Raw genomic sequence first — 17,447 nt, forward strand, 5'->3', positions numbered from 1 at the left:
TTGTTTCATGATCAAACCGTTTTATTTGCAGACGAGATATTATGGCAGATCTCGGAGGTTAATCAGAGGTTCCTATAGAAATATTGAGCTACTCTCGAAGCAGAACGCAAATTATCGAAATATACAGTTACTCAGTAAATCCAATTAAGTTCGATGTATTAATCGACTAAAATCTAGACCGCGTTATAGATGGTATTTAACTTTGTATACGCAGTCTTTAACGTCATTAGTCTATTGCTCTCTGGGTTAACAAATACACAATAGATATCGCTAATAACGTTCGTTACTTAAGCGCCGTATTTAAATTGTATTCTGTTTTTGAATATCGATTATTTGCGCAATATTTATGATACCTATTGCCGTATGTATCTAAATAACTTCCTAAATCTACCGTGTAAACTATTCAAAATATTCCAAAAAATTTTCATTTCAATAATGAATATCCCATCTACTTCGAATAATTGTACTTTGTTTGAACGATTTTCGTTAAAAATTTAATTTTGTACGTTGGTTAGTTATATTTCTCGCGATTTTCTATTTCTAATTAGCCTTGGCAACCTATTTGCAAAGTAACGTTTTAAACACGAAAACGGCAAATTTTCGACTATTCTTTTGTTATTGTAAGTCAACGTTACAGCGTTTATTTAACGGAGCTCAGTATGAATCTGGTTGGCACTTTAGAAATTAACTATGAACAATTAAAACAACATATCTTAGAAGAGTTAAACAGTGCCTTAAATTTGGCGAGATTATTAGACGCTGAAAATCAATTGTTGACCGATAGAGATCAAAAAATTATAGAAGAGCTCAACACCGTTGTAGAGCAAAAACAAATATTCATCAATCAACTCGAAAACAACGCCAAAATACGCGACCAATGGATTCTAGAAAATAGAGATAAAATACCGTCTCAATCTGCACATCATGATCAGACACTAAGCCGAGCCAAAAGTGAGAAAATCTGGGATAGTATTTTGGCAGAACACGCCGATTTAACTCGCCTCTGGCAGAAGGTGGAGCAACATATCCTTGTCTGTAGACGACTTAATTTAATTAATGGACGATTAATTGGTTATAGAAAACAGCGTGCTCGTCGCGTTGAAGAAATGTTGTTTGGAAAATCATCGACCCCTACCGCCTACACCGCCCAGGGAAAATCAGTTCACAACCACACATCGCAAAACCTAATAAGAGCGTAAATCAGTATTTATTAATAGAAGTACTTGAGGTTATAATCCAGCGAACGTCTCCCCATAGTTCAACAGGACAGAACGAGGGCCTCCTAAGCCCTAGATCCAGGTTCGAGCCCTGGTGGGGAGGCCAGTTTACCCTACATTTGAATTATTTCGCGCCAATGAACCTCCTACTCCTTCACCCCGCTGATTACATCTCTGAAGATTGCGTTGAAATTTACGATTATCGCTTTCAGCATTTAATGACTATTCACAAGGTGACTAAAAATCAGACGATAAAAGTAGGTTTAATTAATCAAAAAGTGGGCACTGGTGAAGTTTGTGAGATTTATAACGACAAAATTCGGTTAAAAATTACCTTAATAGAAAATAGTCCCAACGAAACACCTTTGAATTTAGTGTTGGCGCTCCCTAGGCCCAAAATGCTCAACCGAATTTTACAAACCGTTGCGACTGTAGGTATAAAAAATTTAGTATTGGTCAACTCCTACAAAGTAGAAAAAAGCTATTGGCAAAGCCCACACTTATCGGATGAAAATATTCAGCAACAGTTGGTTTTAGGGCTAGAGCAAGGTAAAGATACTATCTTGCCAAAAGTTTATCTTAAAAAAAGATTTAAACCTTTTATAGAAGATGAATTTAATGCGATGAACGAAGGTAGACAAACCTTTGTTGCACACCCAAATACACAAAAAGCTTGTCCACAGAACGTAACAGAACCAATTACTCTTGTTGTTGGCCCCGAGGGCGGATTTATTGATTACGAGATACAACTACTTAACAAAATGGGTTGTCAATCTATTAATTTGGGCACCCGCATTTTAAAAGTAGAACAAGCCATTCCTGCATTGGTGTATCGAATATTTAGTAACTCCACGTTGGGAATTTAATAAAAACAGTGTATTCGTGGCAAACAATAAAAAGCCGTGAATAATCTGATAAATGAGTAATTTTTATGTCATTTAAAATGGCATCTTGTATTTTCATTTCAATTATTATTAGTATTTCAGCAATTGCTTACGGCCAAACTTTAGAACAATCTAATACCCAAAACCCATCTATTAGCAACCACCATAGTTCACCAGAAGAACTATTATTGGTGTATCAAACGCTTCCAATTTTACTTCAAGAATTCTCTATAACCACCAACTTTCAAGGTTTAAATAATAGCGACATTACGCGGTTTATCTTCGACACCAAAAACGTTGCAGACTCAGTAAGCATTCATAATTCTTCCGATTTATTTTATCGATTTGGCTTAGAACAAGCAAAAGACAACAAGAACACTCTGTTAACCTTAATGCAGCGTTACAAAAATAAATACAGCATAAACTCTCAAAGCCTTGAAGAACTTAACCACTTTTTGCCAAATTACGCATCTCTTGCTGCTATTGAGTTAGAAAACTTAAATCAACAAAGAACGGTTTTTTACGGATCTATCAGCACCCTACTTCAGCTCCAGTCCGAAAATGATACTGAATTTAAAGACGAAAAAACGTTTAATAATATAAATGTGCTAAACGCTGCATATTACAAAAGCATTCAACTATTACTACAGCATTTAAAAAGCAATGCTATTAAAAATCCAACCACTCACACTGCCGAACTCTATTCTTCATTAGAGCAGATGGAAATTATCAATCAAAAGCTGTTATTAAATTCAATTTTAAGTGAAGCTTTTTTGTTAAGAAAACTCACCGTTTTTGATCAATTCCGAATCCATCAAATTCAGGAACATATTACGCATCTAAAAAATGGTATTGCTCAACTAAATACTATCGATGATTCTTTGTCGCTCAAATCGGTAAATCGACTAGATCAAGACTCGCTAGCATCCTATACAGAAGTCACTCGGTTATACGATGCAGTTATGAGTCAAATATTATCAAAAGAGCCTGTCTCATATGGCTCTAACTACCCTTCATTCACAGAGTGGATTGTTATTACTCAGAATATAATTCAGACGGAAACGCAACTGTTGTCGCTGTCACCAGAAAATTACTGGATACCAGAAGTAGATGTAAAAACAACAAGTAATGATTTAGACACTTCAATTACTTCAGAAAAATCCACACCTTTAGACGCGCAACCCACCGACATCAACACTGCAACGACACTAATTGATGTTAACGAACGCCAGTCAAATATTAATAACCACTCAGTATTGGTTGAAAATATTTCAACAGACGTTTCTAACAATGCTCCATCAAGAATTTGGTTCATTATTCTTGCGGTAACATCTTTTGTTTTTGTAAGCTTATTCGCTTTTATTTTTATAAAATTAATTAAAACACGTTCAAAAATAGATACTATCGACAAGTACATAAAAGACCTGTTTACCAACCTTACCTCGTCTGATAATTATAATACTTTGCGTAAACCCTTAAATTACGCTGACGTCTTTGAATCTATTAACAACACCTTGGCGTTAAATAATGAGAAAACCCATCAACAATTTAACGAATTTCGTCAAAATCTATCATCAACTGACAACAAAATAACAGATCTTGAACCGATACTAGACTCGGCGATTAAACAACTTAATTCCACTGAAGTTTTGTTAAAAGGTCTTAAAGAACAAACTCATAAAAATCCATTCGAGCTCCTAGAGCAATTGCCCGATCAGTTATTAACGATGGCAAATACAACAAAAGAACAAATATTTACCTCTTTGAGGTCATTGCAAGAAAAGTTACACGACTCTGACGACACGAAAAATACAGACCATCAATCCATGTTCGAAGGTATTTACGAATTAACCGAACAAATTAATTTAGTTGCCTTAAACGCCGCAATTGAAGCTGCCAGGGCTGGTGATGAAGGTCGTGGTTTTGCGGTAGTCGCTGACGAGGTCAGATCTTTAGCCAATAAAAGCCGAGAAACTGTTGAAGAAATCGACGCAACACTTGAGAACTTAATTAATCAAAGATCAACAGAAACCCATGGAGTTGCAGAAATCTATGTCAATGACGTAACAAAAAACATTGAGCTAATTGCCAATGAATTCACCGAAAATTTAGCTCACAAACTGAATGTGTATTTGGAATCCATTCTCAACGCTGATCATGCTGTTATAAATAGCACCGACTTCTCTTCCGTCGAGGCGACCATAAACCGTTGTAATTCAATGCTCAATTTAATTAACAATGAACTAAAGAGCATTAAGCACGATTTAGTTCATTATTTAACTGTTTTAGAAAACAACTAATCTCTATCAACACAACTTAATTTGCATAATTTATACGTAAAAAAACCCGGATATACCGGGTTTTAAAGACAACGGTTAAAATCAAAAAAGCTCTAAAGCAGAGAAATTAAATAACACCTCTGCGTTCTTGATCCAATTCTATGGAATCAAACAAGGCTTGGAAATTACCCTCGCCAAAGCCTTTATTTCCTTTGCGTTCAATAAACTCAAAGAATATTGGTCCAATGCTGTTTTTGGTGAAAATTTGCAGTAACAAACCACCGCCTTGTGATTCACCACCATCAATTAATATTTTTTCTTTATGCAATGCGGCAACGTCTTCACCGTGACCTGGTAAACGTTCATCGATTTGTTCGTAATATGTATCTAATGTATCTTGAAATGGAATTCCATTAGATTTAAGTGTTGTAACGGTGTCGAAAATATCATCCGTTAATAGTGCTATATGTTGAATGCCTTCACCATTGTACTCGTCTAAATATTCTGCAATTTGCGACTTGTCGTCCTTTGATTCATTCAGAGGAATAACCACTCGACCATTGGGACTGGAAACCACTTCGCTGATAAGACCGGTCTTTTTACCGTTAATATCGAATTTACGGATTCGACTAAAACCAAAAATGGTCTCGTAAAAATGGATCATTCTAGCCACGCCACCAATGTGTAAATTGTGTGTTAGATGATCAACGCGGCTTAAACTGCAATTTGAAAATTGATCTCGACTTTTTACATATCCGTATTGAGCAAATAATTTTGCTTCATGTTCATCATCAACAAGGTAAATAAGCGCAGCGCCCACACCTTTGATGGCAGGAATGCCCAAGTCTGCGTTTTCGACCGGTTCTGCACCTAACGAAACCGCTAGCTCAAACGCTTGCTGAGAATTTGCAACTTTAAATCCCATTGCGCTTGCGCCACGCACATGTTTTGCGCGAAAGACTGCTGCGCTACCGCCGCTTGTAGGATTAGAAATGAAATTAATATCAGAAATGTTGTAAAAAGTTTGATCAGCGCTCTGATGAGCACTAAAACCCATTTGCTTAAACAGGTCATCGAGTAATTTTGGATTAGGGCCAGAAAATTCTATGAATGAAATATCTGTTACTTCAACGTACTTACTCTGCTGATTCATTAACTATAATCCTTTATAAATAACTCGATTGAATGTTTATTAAGATCAGTCATTAAAAGACTAGATAACTTATTTGAGCAAATTTTACTTGTTTGGTAGTTATTACGCCTGACCATACTCAGATTTGTAACGGCCGTAAAAACTGTCGGCTGTGTGTTCTGGTCATGCTTAAAAACCGTAATTTTGAATGCTTTTATAAACAAAATTGTGTTATTTGAGCTTATGTATATTCTTATAGAATAACTTGCTCATTCTGGTTTTAATATAGATCTAAGCTATGTCACAAATCATTGTAAAAAAATGTGATCTGTTTAACGCTTTATAAGGAATCCATTAAACACATTTTTGTATTCAATAGCGAGTGATTTTCAAACAAAAACCATTCAGACAAGTTAAGTATTGTTAAGGGCGATGAACTGAAGAGTCAGCACAGCAATCCATTAACCGAAGTCTCTACTCCGCGGGTAAAAAAGGGTCTAGGCGCCGAAAAACGCAGCAATTATTTTAAAAGCCTATTTGAAAACTGTCGATTTTATTGCTTGCCATTCATCTTTAAGTAAAGTGTACACAACAAGATCGTGATAACGACCGTTTAAAAACTCACCGTCTCTGTTGATTCCATCATTAACCATCATCAATTTGGTGGGAATTCTGCGACTTGCGACATTTTTAATCGCCGCAGAAATACACACCTTATTGACCTGTAAAGTCTCAAAGGCAAAATTCACCATGGTTTTGGTGCATTCCGTGGCTATGCCTTTGCCACAGGCAGATTTAGCCAACCAATAACCTAGAGTAATGGAGTGGTTAAGATTGTCGTACGGATGAAAGCCACAAACTCCGCACAGCTCATTGTCAAAGAAGACACCACAAATTGGCCCTAGTCCACGCTCCATTTGTAGCTGTGCGATACGAATAAACTCTAAAGAATGCTCAACGTGCGTGTTGCCATCGACCCATGGTAACCAAACTCTAAGGTGCTCCCGGTTATGATCAACCAATGCAAACAAAGACTCTGCGTCACATTCGTGCAAGTTTTTCAGATAGAGTCGCTTATTAATCGCTATATGAAGATTTCGCATTCGTACTCACGTTATTTTGCTGTAACATCCCGATTTTGCCGCGTATCGCAGCAATGAATATTAGCGTTTGTTTAGATAGTGTAGACCATCAATTAGAACAAATGCACAAAACGTAAATACAAACAGACAAAAAAGAACAAGTAAGAGAAGTAATAATGAACATCACCAACAACAAAGTTGTGCAATTTAACTACAAGGTTTTTGAGGGCGAAACCGAACTAGAATCTACCCATTCTGGTGAGCCAGTTTTGTATCTTCATGGCCATAACAACATGCTAGAAGCGCTAGAAAAAGAGTTAGAAGGCAAGACAACCGGCGATAACTTCAAAGTAACCCTAGACCCTAAAGATGCCTACGGCGAAATTACCGAAACCGAACCACGTCGAGTACCGCGTAAACACATCATTACCAAAGGCAAACTAACCCCAGGAATGATTGTTGACGTTAACACCACCGACGGCCCGGTTGCCGCCCGCGTAGTTAAAGTTGGCCTTAAAAACGTAGACTTAGACACCAACCACCCCTACGCTGGTAAAACCCTAACGTTTGAAGTTGACGTAGTAGACGTTCGCGATGCGACCGAAGATGAAATCAGCCACGGTCATGCTCACGGGGTTGGCGGGCATCATCACCACTAAGAATAGTCACGGGCAATGGCGGATATTGGTTTGCAGTTGCCTACAAAAAACTCTGGTTAAGCCAGAGTTTTTTATTCTTCGTAAGAAATTTTAATCCTGTATAACATCACTAGACATTAGGTAACGACTCGTTTGTCGTTAATAAAGTGCTGTCATAAAACACTTCTGATCTTTTTTATAGACTTTACAAACCTCTATTAAATCGCCTTCTTTTTTCCCTGCAAGAATTTGAGTTAAACCGGTTTCAGACAGTTCTTTTGCCGACTGTTTGTTGATAGAAAGAATTTTATCACCCACTTTCAGATTCTTTTCAAATGAAGTATCAACACCCGACACCAATATTTCAGAGAAATTATCACCAATGAACATAACAGTGAACGGTAGAAACGCATTACTTATGGATGACTCGAATGAGGTTTCATCAGGAATGAGGTATAAAACGTTATTAGCTAAGTCATATATGTTACGGAATTTTGCTAAAAATGCAGCGCCAAAAATTCCATACTCACGTAATTGATTGGAATTATTTTTAATATATTCGTCTTTGAATTTAAAAAAAGATGCATTTACATTATCGATCGAGGAATCATCAAAGCTTATTTTATTTACTGTACGGTAAATTATAGATTGAATTTTGCTACTTTCACTACGGTTATAAACTTTATGTGTTTCTTTTTCTACGGAGAGATTATCAAACGTTGCTGGTAGAATTAATCCGGCAGAATCACTTGAATCAATTTTAAATAAATAAGGTTGCGGTGTATCACCTTCATTTAATTGCAGTTGCAATTTGGTAAACATTACGCCGTTATCTATTATCAAAGGTACAGTAATTACATTATCGTGCTGCTTCAGCAATAGTGTTAAATCAGTATTTTTTGGATGCAATGTAAAAACATTATTTTTTCTGTCAACATCAATAATAAAGCCCGACAGTAGAATATTACCTATAAACCCATCAATTGGATAATCCTTAATCACTTCTTTTTTAATAAATTCATTAACATGCACTCTAAATAGATTAACATTGGCAAAAGAAACTCCACCAATATTTAACGTTTTGCCTTTTGTGATCACGAATTTTAAAAACTTATCGACTCTAGGAATTAAACCGATCGCACTTATATAGTTAATAGATTGCCAACTAATATTCTTGGTTCTTTTATTGGCCACCAATATAGTTTCATATCCAGACGTTGAAAATAAAAATCTTAGGTTTTTATTGCCGTCAATTTCGATGGGAATTATGGCAAGATTTTTCTCAATAGGTAAAATTGGCAATGTAGTTTCTTGTATATTTGAAACTTCAACTACCCAAGGCTCCGGGATTTTATTTGCGGCACATACAAATGATAAACAACTAAAGAGACCGAATACTAGAACAGCCTTTTTCGAAAACATAAAAATCCTACACCTATTCACACTAAATAATTACTTGGACTAAAACATCACGTAAAATAGACATAATTCACGTTTATATGTCGTAACATACCTAACATTAAAGTAATTATTTGTATAAGTGAAAGATAATCTAAATCTTTACAAAAGAACTGAACAATAAACCAGCAAATTAATGCTTTAGTTTACCTTCTATTCATCAAATTCATAGAGAAAGCCTCTTATCATTAAAACCCTGCAAATTTAGTTACTGGGTTTTGGAAATGGCTTTTTAAATGAAAATGCTGAATATGTTGGACCACAACTCTGTAATAAAGCTAATCGAAGTTTGGCTTCGTCTAAAGATGGTTTTCGTCCTGCTTCAATCCACCAGAGCACCATGTAAAATTCAATTTTCTCAAACCATTCTTTACGTCGACGCATCATTGCAACATGGTCTGAATTTTTGTACGTAAAAGCGAACAATGATTCCACATCTGACCAAACTGACATATTAATAGCGATATTTGAATCGTCAAATACCTGAACATCTAAAGCATCATTGCCCTCGCCCTTAAACCGCCAGACAAATCCCGGTTGCGACTCCGCAATTGCATTAACATGATCTAAATTGTTTACAAAATCTGAATTGACAGGATGATTTTGCGGTAATCGAAACTTGGCGATATTTACTTGAGCTAATTCGTAATCCATATTTAATTTTAAACCGTGATATTAAAGTTTAGAGATACAATAATACTGCAACAAATTACAAAATCATCCAATTAAATGAAGTTTTCTCCGATAGTGTTTTAATTCAGACAAAAAACAATGAGATATTTAAGGATATATAAATACTTACCGAATACTGCTCAGCGTTAGAATCAAGGTCATCACCAGCTAAATGTTAAGAATTATTTTTAACGGCAAAATAATAACTCAGTTAGTTAACAACAAAGATGCTCATTACTACCTAATTGTCTACATTCAGCAAATAGAGAATAAAAAAATTCTAATACCGACAACTTGCAAGCCTACGGAATTGCTACGGGTGGTGGATTTAGCACCGAAAGCATAGGTATGGTTAAAGGAAACTCTGATTAACCTAGAGTTTCCAGCGACACAAGGATGTGTCGCCAATTTCAAGAACTGCAAGTGATTGAAATTGTGAAGAAATTGGAAATCGCATTTTCAATTTCTGTCCTCTGATTAAATCAGGGATGAGTTAATCAGAGGTTCCTAAAGTAATAATACCTGCCAGTACTGAACTGCGGAAATGCACCTCTGAATTTCACTCAATCGACAATTCTGCTTTTTATTTTTGATGGCTTTATTAATAGCAAGCACGAGCGGAACACCAAACGCTAGTAATACTAACCACAACATAATCTCACCTTGAACTGTTTAGAGCTAATTCTATAAGACTATCAAATCTAAAATATTTGGTTCACATTCTTCGCGAACAGTATTATCGAATCTAAAATTGATGGGTTATTTGAAAAGTTGGCAGCGTTATTTTATTACGAATTACCGCAAGCTGCTCTTTACGTTAATACTTAGATTAAGCAAAAAAGCCGCGATTTTCATCGCGGCTTTTAGGTTAATTATTTAACGTTAACTTTAAATAGTTAGAGCAACAAACGTCTTACGTCTGACATTACACTGACTAGGTAAGTAAAGAATCGACCACAGTCGGCACCGTTAATTACTCGGTGATCGTAACTTAAGCACAATGGCAGCATGTTACGTGGTACAAATTCTTTGCCGTTCCAGATGGGTTTCATTTGTGCTTTTGAAACACCTAAGATCGCAACTTCTGGCGCATTAACGATTGGTGTAAAGCCGTTACCGCCCATTGCACCAAGGCTAGAGATGGTAAAACAACCGCCCTGCATGTCGCTTGGCGAGAGTTTGCCGTCACGAGCTTTTTTGATCAACGCGTTGGCTTCGTCGGCCAGTTCCCAAAGACCTTTTTTATCAACGTCTTTAATTACCGGTACCAAAAGACCAACTGGGGTATCAGCGGCAATACCAATGTTTACGTATTTTTTGTAAACAACCGATGCGCCGTCGTTACCCAAAGAGCAGTTGAATTTTTTCTCTTCTTTTAGCGCTGCCGCACAAGCTTTTAGCAAGAATGGTAAAGGCGTTAATTTAACACCACGTTTTTCTGCTTCTGCCTTAAGATCTTTACGGAAGGCTTCAAGATCGGTGATATCCGCATCGTCAAACTGTGTAACCGCAGGAATATGCAACCAGTTACGGTGCATGTTCATGGCCGTGAGTTTTTGGATTTTGGTCATGGTCACGGTTTCAACTTCACCAAATTTGCTGAAGTCGTGTTGTGGCATTGGCGGAATACCGGCGCCATCGGTAACCTTAGCTGGCGAGGCACCACCACCGGCTTTTGCGGTTTTAATTACGTTTTTAACGTAATTATCAACGTCTTCTTTAAGAATACGCCCGCGTGGACCACTGGCTTTTACTTCGCTTAAATCAACGCCTAAATCACGGGCGTGAGTACGCACGGCTGGGCCTGCGTACACTTCGGTAGATTTACTGAAGAGTTCGTTTTTAACACCTGCGTGTTCTGGCGCTGGATCTACTTTTTTCGCCGCAGGTACAGCTGGTGCCGCCTCTGCTTTGGGTGCACTTGCTGGTGCTTGCGCCGCAGCCGGTGCAGTGCCTTCAAGTTCAACCACAATATCGCCAGAGCTGATTTTGTCGCCAACTTTAATTTTAACGGCTGTTACTTTACCGCTGGCATTGGCAGGAACTTCAACAGTAGCTTTGTCGGTTTCTAAAACTGCTAGATCATCGCCTTCTTTAATGACATCACCAACTGCCACTAAAATCTCGATAACTTCTGCGTCTTCGGCGCCATCCGGCACGGTAGAATTTAACGCAACAGGCTCGCCACTTGGAGCAGGCGCAGTCGCTTCTGGCGCTGGGTTTGCCGCCGGAGCAACTGGTGCTGGTGCAGATTCCGTAGCCGCAGGCGCGGCACCACCACTCACTTCTAACTCAGCAACAACCGTGTCAGAAGATATCTTATCGCCAACACTGATAACTACTTTGGTTACTTTACCGGCGCTGGTTGCAGGTACATCAACGGTGGCTTTATCGGTTTCTAACACGGCAACCGTATCGCCCTCGGCAATCACATCACCAACTGCAATAGAAACTTCGATAACTTCTGCGTCTTCTACACCTTCTGGTACTACGGTGGTTCCGGCTTGAGTAGCAGCCGCAGCAGCCACTGGCGCAGGCGCTGCTTCTGCTTTAGGCGCCGCAGGAGCAGGTTCTTCTGCCTTTGCTTCAGCAACAGGGGCGGCAGCGGTTTCGGCACCAGTTTCTAAAGTGCCAATTTCATCGCCTTCGCTAACTTTATCGCCAGCTTTTAATTTCAGTTCTGTAATTTTACCAGCCGCAGGACATGGCACTTCGACGGTTGCTTTATCGGTTTCGATTACAATCAGAGACTGCTCTTCTTCTACGGTGTCACCGACAGCAACGCAAATCTCAATGACTTCTACACCCTCTGCGCCACCAATATCTGGAACAGTGATTTTTTGAGTAGACACTGTATCTCCTTAAATTTTGTCGCTAATTTTTGGTCGTTACGCCCCGCTCACTTGTGGTTTGCGAGGCAGTCTTGGCGTTTAGCACGTCATTGGGTTTTGTTTTTCTGGATCGATACCAAAGTCTTTAATAGCTTTAGTTACGTCCTCTGGTTTTACTTTGCCTTCTTTAGCAAGCGCACTTAGTGCGGCTACAACCACAAAACCACGGTCTACTTCAAAGAAGCGACGCAACTTAGTGCGGGTATCACTGCGACCAAAACCGTCGGTGCCCAATACGGTGTATTCACGCGGAATATAAGGGCGAAGCTGTTCGGCGTAGGCTTTGATGTAATCGGTTGCGGCGATAACAGGGCCCTTGGTACCGGCAAGTTTTTCGGTAACGTAGGCAATTTTCTTGTCGTCTTCTGGGTGCAACAGATTCCAACGATTGATCGCCTGACCTTCACGAGCAAGCTCGTTAACGCTGGTTAAGCTCCAAACATCGGCATCAACATCGTAGTCATTGCGAAGAATTTCAGCGGCTGCTTCAACTTCACGCAAAATTGTACCGCCACCTAATAGCTGCACCTTTTTGCTGGACTTTTTCTTACCTTCTTTAAGCAGATACATACCTTTAATAATGTCTGCTTCAACGCCCGGTGGCATTTCGGGATGAACGTAGTTTTCGTTCATGGCGGTCACGTAGTAGAAGCAGTTTTCTTGGTCTTCGTACATACGCTTGATACCGTCTTGAATGATCACAGCCAACTCAAACGCATAACAAGGATCGTAGCTCTTACAGTTAGGAATGGTGTTCGCCAAGATTAAGCTGTGACCATCTTCGTGCTGCAAACCTTCACCGTTTAGTGTGGTTCGACCAGCAGTAGCACCAATTAAGAAACCGCGCGCCTGAATATCACCGGCCAACCAAGCCAAATCACCAATACGCTGGAAACCAAACATCGAGTAAAAGATGTAAAACGGAATCATTGGGAAGGCGTTGTTGGTGTAAGACGTTGCCAAAGCAATCCAAGCGGACATTGCACCGGCTTCGTTAATACCTTCTTCTAAAATTTGGCCTTTTTTATCTTCTTTGTAGTACATGATTTGGCCGGAATCGTGCGGCGTATACTTTTGACCGGCAGAAGAATAAATACCGAGCTGACGGAACATACCTTCCATACCAAAGGTACGTGCCTCATCAGGAACAATTGGCACCACTCGGCCACCAATGTTCTTGTCTTTAACCAAGGTAGAAAGCACACGAACAAAGGCCATGGTTGAAGACACTTCACGCTCACCGGTACCGGCAAGTTGCGCTTTAAAGTCATCTAACTTTGGAGCAGTCAGTACTGGGAACTCAACACGACGCGATGGAATTGGCCCTTTAAGCTCCTTGCGGCGCTTATTCATGTATTGCATTTCTGGGCTGTCTGGAGACGGACGGTAATACGGAACAGTCTCTAGTTGCTCATCGGTTAATGGAATTCCAAAGCGATCTCGGAAGCGTTTAAGATCGTCTTTACCCAGTTTTTTAACCGAGTGAGTTTCGTTGATAGCCTCACCCGATGCACCCATGCCGTAACCTTTAACGGTTTGCGCAAGAATGACGGTTGGTTGACCTTTGTGAGCAACAGCCTCGGCGTAAGCTGCATAAACTTTGAATGGATCGTGGCCACCACGGTTTAAATACATAATGTCTTCATCAGAAAGGTCTTTAACCATTTCGAGAAGCTCAGGGTATTTACCGAAGAAATGCTCACGAGTATAAGCGCCACCGTTAGCCTTGCAGTTTTGCAACTCGCCATCGACGACCTCGTCCATACGTTTTTGCAGTAAGCCTTTTTCGTCTTTCTCTAACAATGGGTCCCACAAACGGCCCCAAAGTACTTTAATAACGTTCCAGCCAGCACCGCGGAAAACGCCTTCTAACTCTTGAATAATTTTACCGTTACCACGAACTGGGCCATCCAACCGTTGCAGGTTACAGTTCACCACAAAAATTAGGTTTTCTAGACCTTCGCGACCGGCCAAAGAAATGGCACCTAGAGTTTCTGGCTCATCACACTCGCCATCACCCAAAAAAGCCCACACTTTACGGTCTGCACGTTTAACTTGTTCACGGGCCGAAAGATAGCGCATCACGTGCGCTTGATAGATAGCATTGATTGGACCTAAGCCCATCGATACCGTTGGGAACTGCCAGTAATCTGGCATCAACCAAGGATGCGGATAAGAAGAAAGACCCTTGCCGTCTACTTCACGGCGGAAATTATCAAGGTGCTCTTCATCAAAACGGCCTTCCAAATACGAACGCGCGTACATGCCCGGTGCCGCGTGTCCTTGGAAGTAAATGAGATCACCCAAGTGATCACCGTCGTTGCCGCGGAAGAAGTAGTTAAAACCTACATCGTATAAGGTCGCGGCCGATTGGAAGGTCGCAATATGACCACCCAAACCTTCGTTGTTATCATTTGCACGCATCACCATTGCCATAGCGTTCCAACGGATTAACGAACGAATACGGCGCTCCATAAACATGTCGCCGGGCATACGTCGTTCTTTGTGAGTTGGAATGGTATTGCGGTATGGAGTGGTGATTGCGGGAGGTAAATCTACACCGGCAGCGCTAGCGCGTTTTTCTAACTCTCGCAGCAGCTCGGCGGCGCGCTCTGGACCAGCATGGCGAATTACCGAGTGAAGTGCATCGACCCATTCGCGGGTTTCCAGAGAATCGATATCCTCTTGCATCTATTGTCTCCTTGATTATTAGCCTACCTGCGTTAACAGATAGGTTCTTTTATTAACGGAATTTACTTGGCCTTGTTGGAGTATTTGCCATTGTGTGCGCTGTATTTACGACCCATGAGCGCTTGTGTTGGGTCGTTTTTTATTCGAGCAGCCATTGACAACAGCAAACCGGCTACTCACTACGAACGAAACTTCTTTAATTACGGCCCTAGAACCCTTAACAAGTTCAGCTTTTGTCAGAGAAAATCAAAGCTTGAGCCCACAGAATACAACAATTGTTTTATTTTGTAGTAATACTACATAAAGATAAAGATTTTGCGATGAAACAGCAAGTTTTTATAAACTTAGTTTTAATACTTTTTGACGTTATACCGACTTTGGAGGTATTCAACTGACACAAAACCGTCATACATAGAGACGCCTACAGTAATTTAGCGCCAAAAACCTCATAAATAATAAGATGTAATAAAGCGTTGTAGATTTACTACATATCTTAAATAACGCCACTCAATTAGGTTTTTTGTAGTTAAGAACCAAGAAAACCAACGCTTTTTGTAGTTTTACTACAAAAAAATATGAATAAAACCACCCAAAACGCTCAAAACCGAACATTTAATGTACAAATACAGTGAATTTAAGCCATGCGTTGTAGCCGATCAGTTTTTAGGCGGTTTATAGATCACTCTTTTCTTAATAAAAGCCCCTACTAATCCATAGACACAAAGTGACACTTTTACCAGTACAAATCGGTAATTAGGATTAAATTTTGGTTCTTTTGACGAATTGACCGGACTCAGCTGTTTGTTAAAGTGTGGCAACACGATGAGTCATGTATTAACCACGGTAATTACAAAATGGATTGCTCAATCAACCTTATACGGCCGCTTATAAACCGCCCTCTTACATTGCTGACAATCGCAACCGGCTTAATTTTTTTAATGGTTTCTATGTTTGCCAGTGCCCATGGCGTAGACGACTCGACTCGACGCTTTTTAACCGAAAATACCGGTGTGCAATTTGTACCTTTTTTATACATAGGTGCAAAACACATGTTTACCGGCTACGACCATCTCTTATTTTTGGTGGGTTTGATTTTTTTCTTATACAACAACAAAGATGTATTGATTTACGTAACCACCTTTACCTTGGGCCACAGTCTTACCCTACTCGCCGGAGTTGCGTTTGATTTAAGCGTAAACGCCTATTTAATTGATGCCATTATTGGTTTATCGGTATTTTATAAAGGTTTTGATAACCTTGGCGGTTTTAAAAAATTATTGGGCTTTCAACCCAACACCAAAATTGCCGTTTTTATTTTTGGTTTATTTCACGGTTTTGGTTTGGCCACCAAATTACAAGAATTTCAATTACCCGCAGACAGCCTGCTACCCAATTTAATTGCCTTTAATATTGGCGTAGAACTTGGCCAATTTAGCGCGTTAATCTTTATTGTATTACTGCTGAATTTTTTACGAAGAATGCCCGCCTACCAAGGTGTAACCGTAACCACAAACAGCGCTTTAATGTCTGCCGGGCTTATTTTAATGGCCTACCAAATGACCGGCTTTTTTGTTGCTTAGCAACAATTTTCAAGCCGCGTTAAATACCTAATAAACCGCCAAATTTAATGTATTGATTATGACCAACAATAACAATCTACAAACGCCAGAATTAGTTTCAAGCACCACATTAGTAAAATCAGTAATTGGCGCTGCTCTGTTTGCCGCAATAATTACAACTCTTGTGGTATTACCCGCCGAATACAATATCGACCCAACGGGAGTTGGTCATAAACTGGGTTTAACGGTTTTATCAAGCGATGGCAGTCAATCAGAGGTTGCCGACGAAATAAATACCGATGAATTAAATAACGAAGAAAAAGACACAAATACACCCGGAAAAAAACTGGTTGAAGTAGTCGTACCACCCAAAAGCGGTATTGAATACAAATTTAAAATGACTCAATTTGAAAAACTCAACTACCAATGGCAAACCAACGGCCTGCCCCTGTATTTTGACCTGCACGGCGAACCCGAAAGCGACACCACCGGCTATTTTGAAAGCTACACCATCGCCACAGCAGACACCATGAAAGGCAGCTTTACCGCGCCCTTTACCGGCTCACACGGCTGGTATTGGAAAAACGAAAGCACTCAACCGGTGTCGATTCAGCTGTTAGTACAAGGGCAGTTTAGAGTGATTGGGTTGAATCAATAACAATCATAAATTAACTTATCAATATCATTTTATAAGAATTTTTTGAAAGCAGTTCTTTAAAATTAGTTATTTTTACTACTTTCCGATTGAATACCAAAAATATACCCCTAATTGCTCATAAAAAATTCTGTAATGTGATTTTAATCTCAATCTATAACTCTATTCTTCTGCGATTTAAATTCATAAACCTGCACCTAAACAAAATGGACTTCGATACTAGGTAACGTTAATTATGAGTACGCAATGCCAAGATTCTTGTGTGGGTCATATTATGTCTTGCACACTA

12 protein-coding genes and 1 tRNA gene are annotated in these 17,447 nt (G+C 39.5%); 7 read left to right on the plus strand and 6 right to left on the minus strand.

Annotated elements, in window-relative coordinates:
• Window positions 1-659: 659 nt before the first annotated feature.
• From ACYQ2C_RS17845 to ACYQ2C_RS17860, 4 genes are all read left to right on the plus strand, one after another.
• Window positions 660-1,199, plus strand: coding sequence for a flagella synthesis protein FlgN (locus tag ACYQ2C_RS17845; RefSeq protein ID WP_460104519.1), 540 nt, complete (start codon window positions 660-662; stop codon window positions 1,197-1,199).
• Window positions 1,200-1,247: 48 nt separating this feature from the next.
• Window positions 1,248-1,323, plus strand: a tRNA-Arg gene (locus ACYQ2C_RS17850).
• 31 nt (window positions 1,324-1,354) lie between these two features.
• Entirely contained in the window at window positions 1,355-2,083 is a 729-nt protein-coding gene (locus ACYQ2C_RS17855; RefSeq protein ID WP_460104518.1) for a 16S rRNA (uracil(1498)-N(3))-methyltransferase, read from the plus strand.
• A 65-nt stretch (window positions 2,084-2,148) separates the two neighbouring features.
• The gene (locus tag ACYQ2C_RS17860) at window positions 2,149-4,401 is read left to right on the plus strand and encodes a methyl-accepting chemotaxis protein (protein WP_460104516.1); all 2,253 of its coding nucleotides are present in this window, start codon (window positions 2,149-2,151) and stop codon (window positions 4,399-4,401) included.
• Window positions 4,402-4,507: 106 nt separating this feature from the next.
• Here the strand turns inward: ACYQ2C_RS17860 and hppD are convergent, their stop codons facing one another.
• Window positions 4,508-5,533: a 4-hydroxyphenylpyruvate dioxygenase gene (gene hppD / locus ACYQ2C_RS17865; protein ID WP_460104514.1), complete on the minus strand. Its 1,026-nt coding sequence runs from the start codon at window positions 5,531-5,533 to the stop codon at window positions 4,508-4,510.
• Window positions 5,534-6,045: 512 nt separating this feature from the next.
• A complete protein-coding gene (locus ACYQ2C_RS17870) occupies window positions 6,046-6,615 on the minus strand; it encodes a GNAT family N-acetyltransferase (RefSeq protein WP_460104513.1) in 570 nt (189 codons plus the stop codon).
• A gap of 155 nt (window positions 6,616-6,770) precedes the next feature.
• Between ACYQ2C_RS17870 and ACYQ2C_RS17875 the strand changes: the two genes are divergently transcribed.
• A complete protein-coding gene (locus ACYQ2C_RS17875; protein WP_460104511.1) occupies window positions 6,771-7,253 on the plus strand; it encodes an FKBP-type peptidyl-prolyl cis-trans isomerase in 483 nt (160 codons plus the stop codon).
• Window positions 7,254-7,391: 138 nt separating this feature from the next.
• Here ACYQ2C_RS17875 and ACYQ2C_RS17880 read toward each other — a convergent pair whose 3' ends face one another.
• From ACYQ2C_RS17880 to aceE, 4 genes are all read right to left on the minus strand, one after another.
• Window positions 7,392-8,654, minus strand: coding sequence for a hypothetical protein (locus ACYQ2C_RS17880; protein ID WP_460104509.1), 1,263 nt, complete (start codon window positions 8,652-8,654; stop codon window positions 7,392-7,394).
• Between the two features lie 240 nt (window positions 8,655-8,894).
• The gene (locus ACYQ2C_RS17885) at window positions 8,895-9,344 is read right to left on the minus strand and encodes a DUF3291 domain-containing protein (protein ID WP_460104508.1); all 450 of its coding nucleotides are present in this window, start codon (window positions 9,342-9,344) and stop codon (window positions 8,895-8,897) included.
• 914 nt (window positions 9,345-10,258) lie between these two features.
• The gene (gene aceF, locus ACYQ2C_RS17890; protein WP_460104507.1) at window positions 10,259-12,214 is read right to left on the minus strand and encodes a dihydrolipoyllysine-residue acetyltransferase; all 1,956 of its coding nucleotides are present in this window, start codon (window positions 12,212-12,214) and stop codon (window positions 10,259-10,261) included.
• Between the two features lie 78 nt (window positions 12,215-12,292).
• On the minus strand, window positions 12,293-14,944 hold the full coding sequence (gene aceE, locus ACYQ2C_RS17895) for a pyruvate dehydrogenase (acetyl-transferring), homodimeric type (protein WP_460048052.1): 2,652 nt from the start codon (window positions 14,942-14,944) through the stop codon (window positions 12,293-12,295).
• An 854-nt stretch (window positions 14,945-15,798) separates the two neighbouring features.
• Here aceE and ACYQ2C_RS17900 point away from each other — a divergent pair.
• Together ACYQ2C_RS17900 and ACYQ2C_RS17905 are read left to right on the plus strand one after the other, a co-directional pair.
• Window positions 15,799-16,524, plus strand: a complete 726-nt coding sequence (locus ACYQ2C_RS17900; protein WP_460048050.1) for a HupE/UreJ family protein — start codon at window positions 15,799-15,801, stop codon at window positions 16,522-16,524.
• Window positions 16,525-16,582: 58 nt separating this feature from the next.
• A complete protein-coding gene (locus ACYQ2C_RS17905; protein ID WP_460104505.1) occupies window positions 16,583-17,161 on the plus strand; it encodes a hypothetical protein in 579 nt (192 codons plus the stop codon).
• The last annotated feature ends 286 nt before the right edge of the window (window positions 17,162-17,447 follow it).

This window comes from Sessilibacter sp. MAH3, from assembly GCF_054658275.1.

What these genes read in the sequence shown, in the direction of transcription:
- ACYQ2C_RS17845 (WP_460104519.1), top strand. Translation starts at nt 660, where the DNA reads ATGAATCTGGTTGGCACTTTAGAAATTAACTATGAACAATTAAAACAA.
- ACYQ2C_RS17855 (WP_460104518.1), top strand. Translation starts at nt 1,355, where the DNA reads ATGAACCTCCTACTCCTTCACCCCGCTGATTACATCTCTGAAGATTGC.
- ACYQ2C_RS17860 (WP_460104516.1), top strand. Translation starts at nt 2,149, where the DNA reads ATGTCATTTAAAATGGCATCTTGTATTTTCATTTCAATTATTATTAGT.
- hppD (WP_460104514.1), bottom strand. Translation starts at nt 5,533, where the DNA reads ATGAATCAGCAGAGTAAGTACGTTGAAGTAACAGATATTTCATTCATA.
- ACYQ2C_RS17870 (WP_460104513.1), bottom strand. Translation starts at nt 6,615, where the DNA reads ATGCGAAATCTTCATATAGCGATTAATAAGCGACTCTATCTGAAAAAC.
- ACYQ2C_RS17875 (WP_460104511.1), top strand. Translation starts at nt 6,771, where the DNA reads ATGAACATCACCAACAACAAAGTTGTGCAATTTAACTACAAGGTTTTT.
- ACYQ2C_RS17880 (WP_460104509.1), bottom strand. Translation starts at nt 8,654, where the DNA reads ATGTTTTCGAAAAAGGCTGTTCTAGTATTCGGTCTCTTTAGTTGTTTA.
- ACYQ2C_RS17885 (WP_460104508.1), bottom strand. Translation starts at nt 9,344, where the DNA reads ATGGATTACGAATTAGCTCAAGTAAATATCGCCAAGTTTCGATTACCG.
- aceE (WP_460048052.1), bottom strand. Translation starts at nt 14,944, where the DNA reads ATGCAAGAGGATATCGATTCTCTGGAAACCCGCGAATGGGTCGATGCA.
- ACYQ2C_RS17900 (WP_460048050.1), top strand. Translation starts at nt 15,799, where the DNA reads ATGGATTGCTCAATCAACCTTATACGGCCGCTTATAAACCGCCCTCTT.
- ACYQ2C_RS17905 (WP_460104505.1), top strand. Translation starts at nt 16,583, where the DNA reads ATGACCAACAATAACAATCTACAAACGCCAGAATTAGTTTCAAGCACC.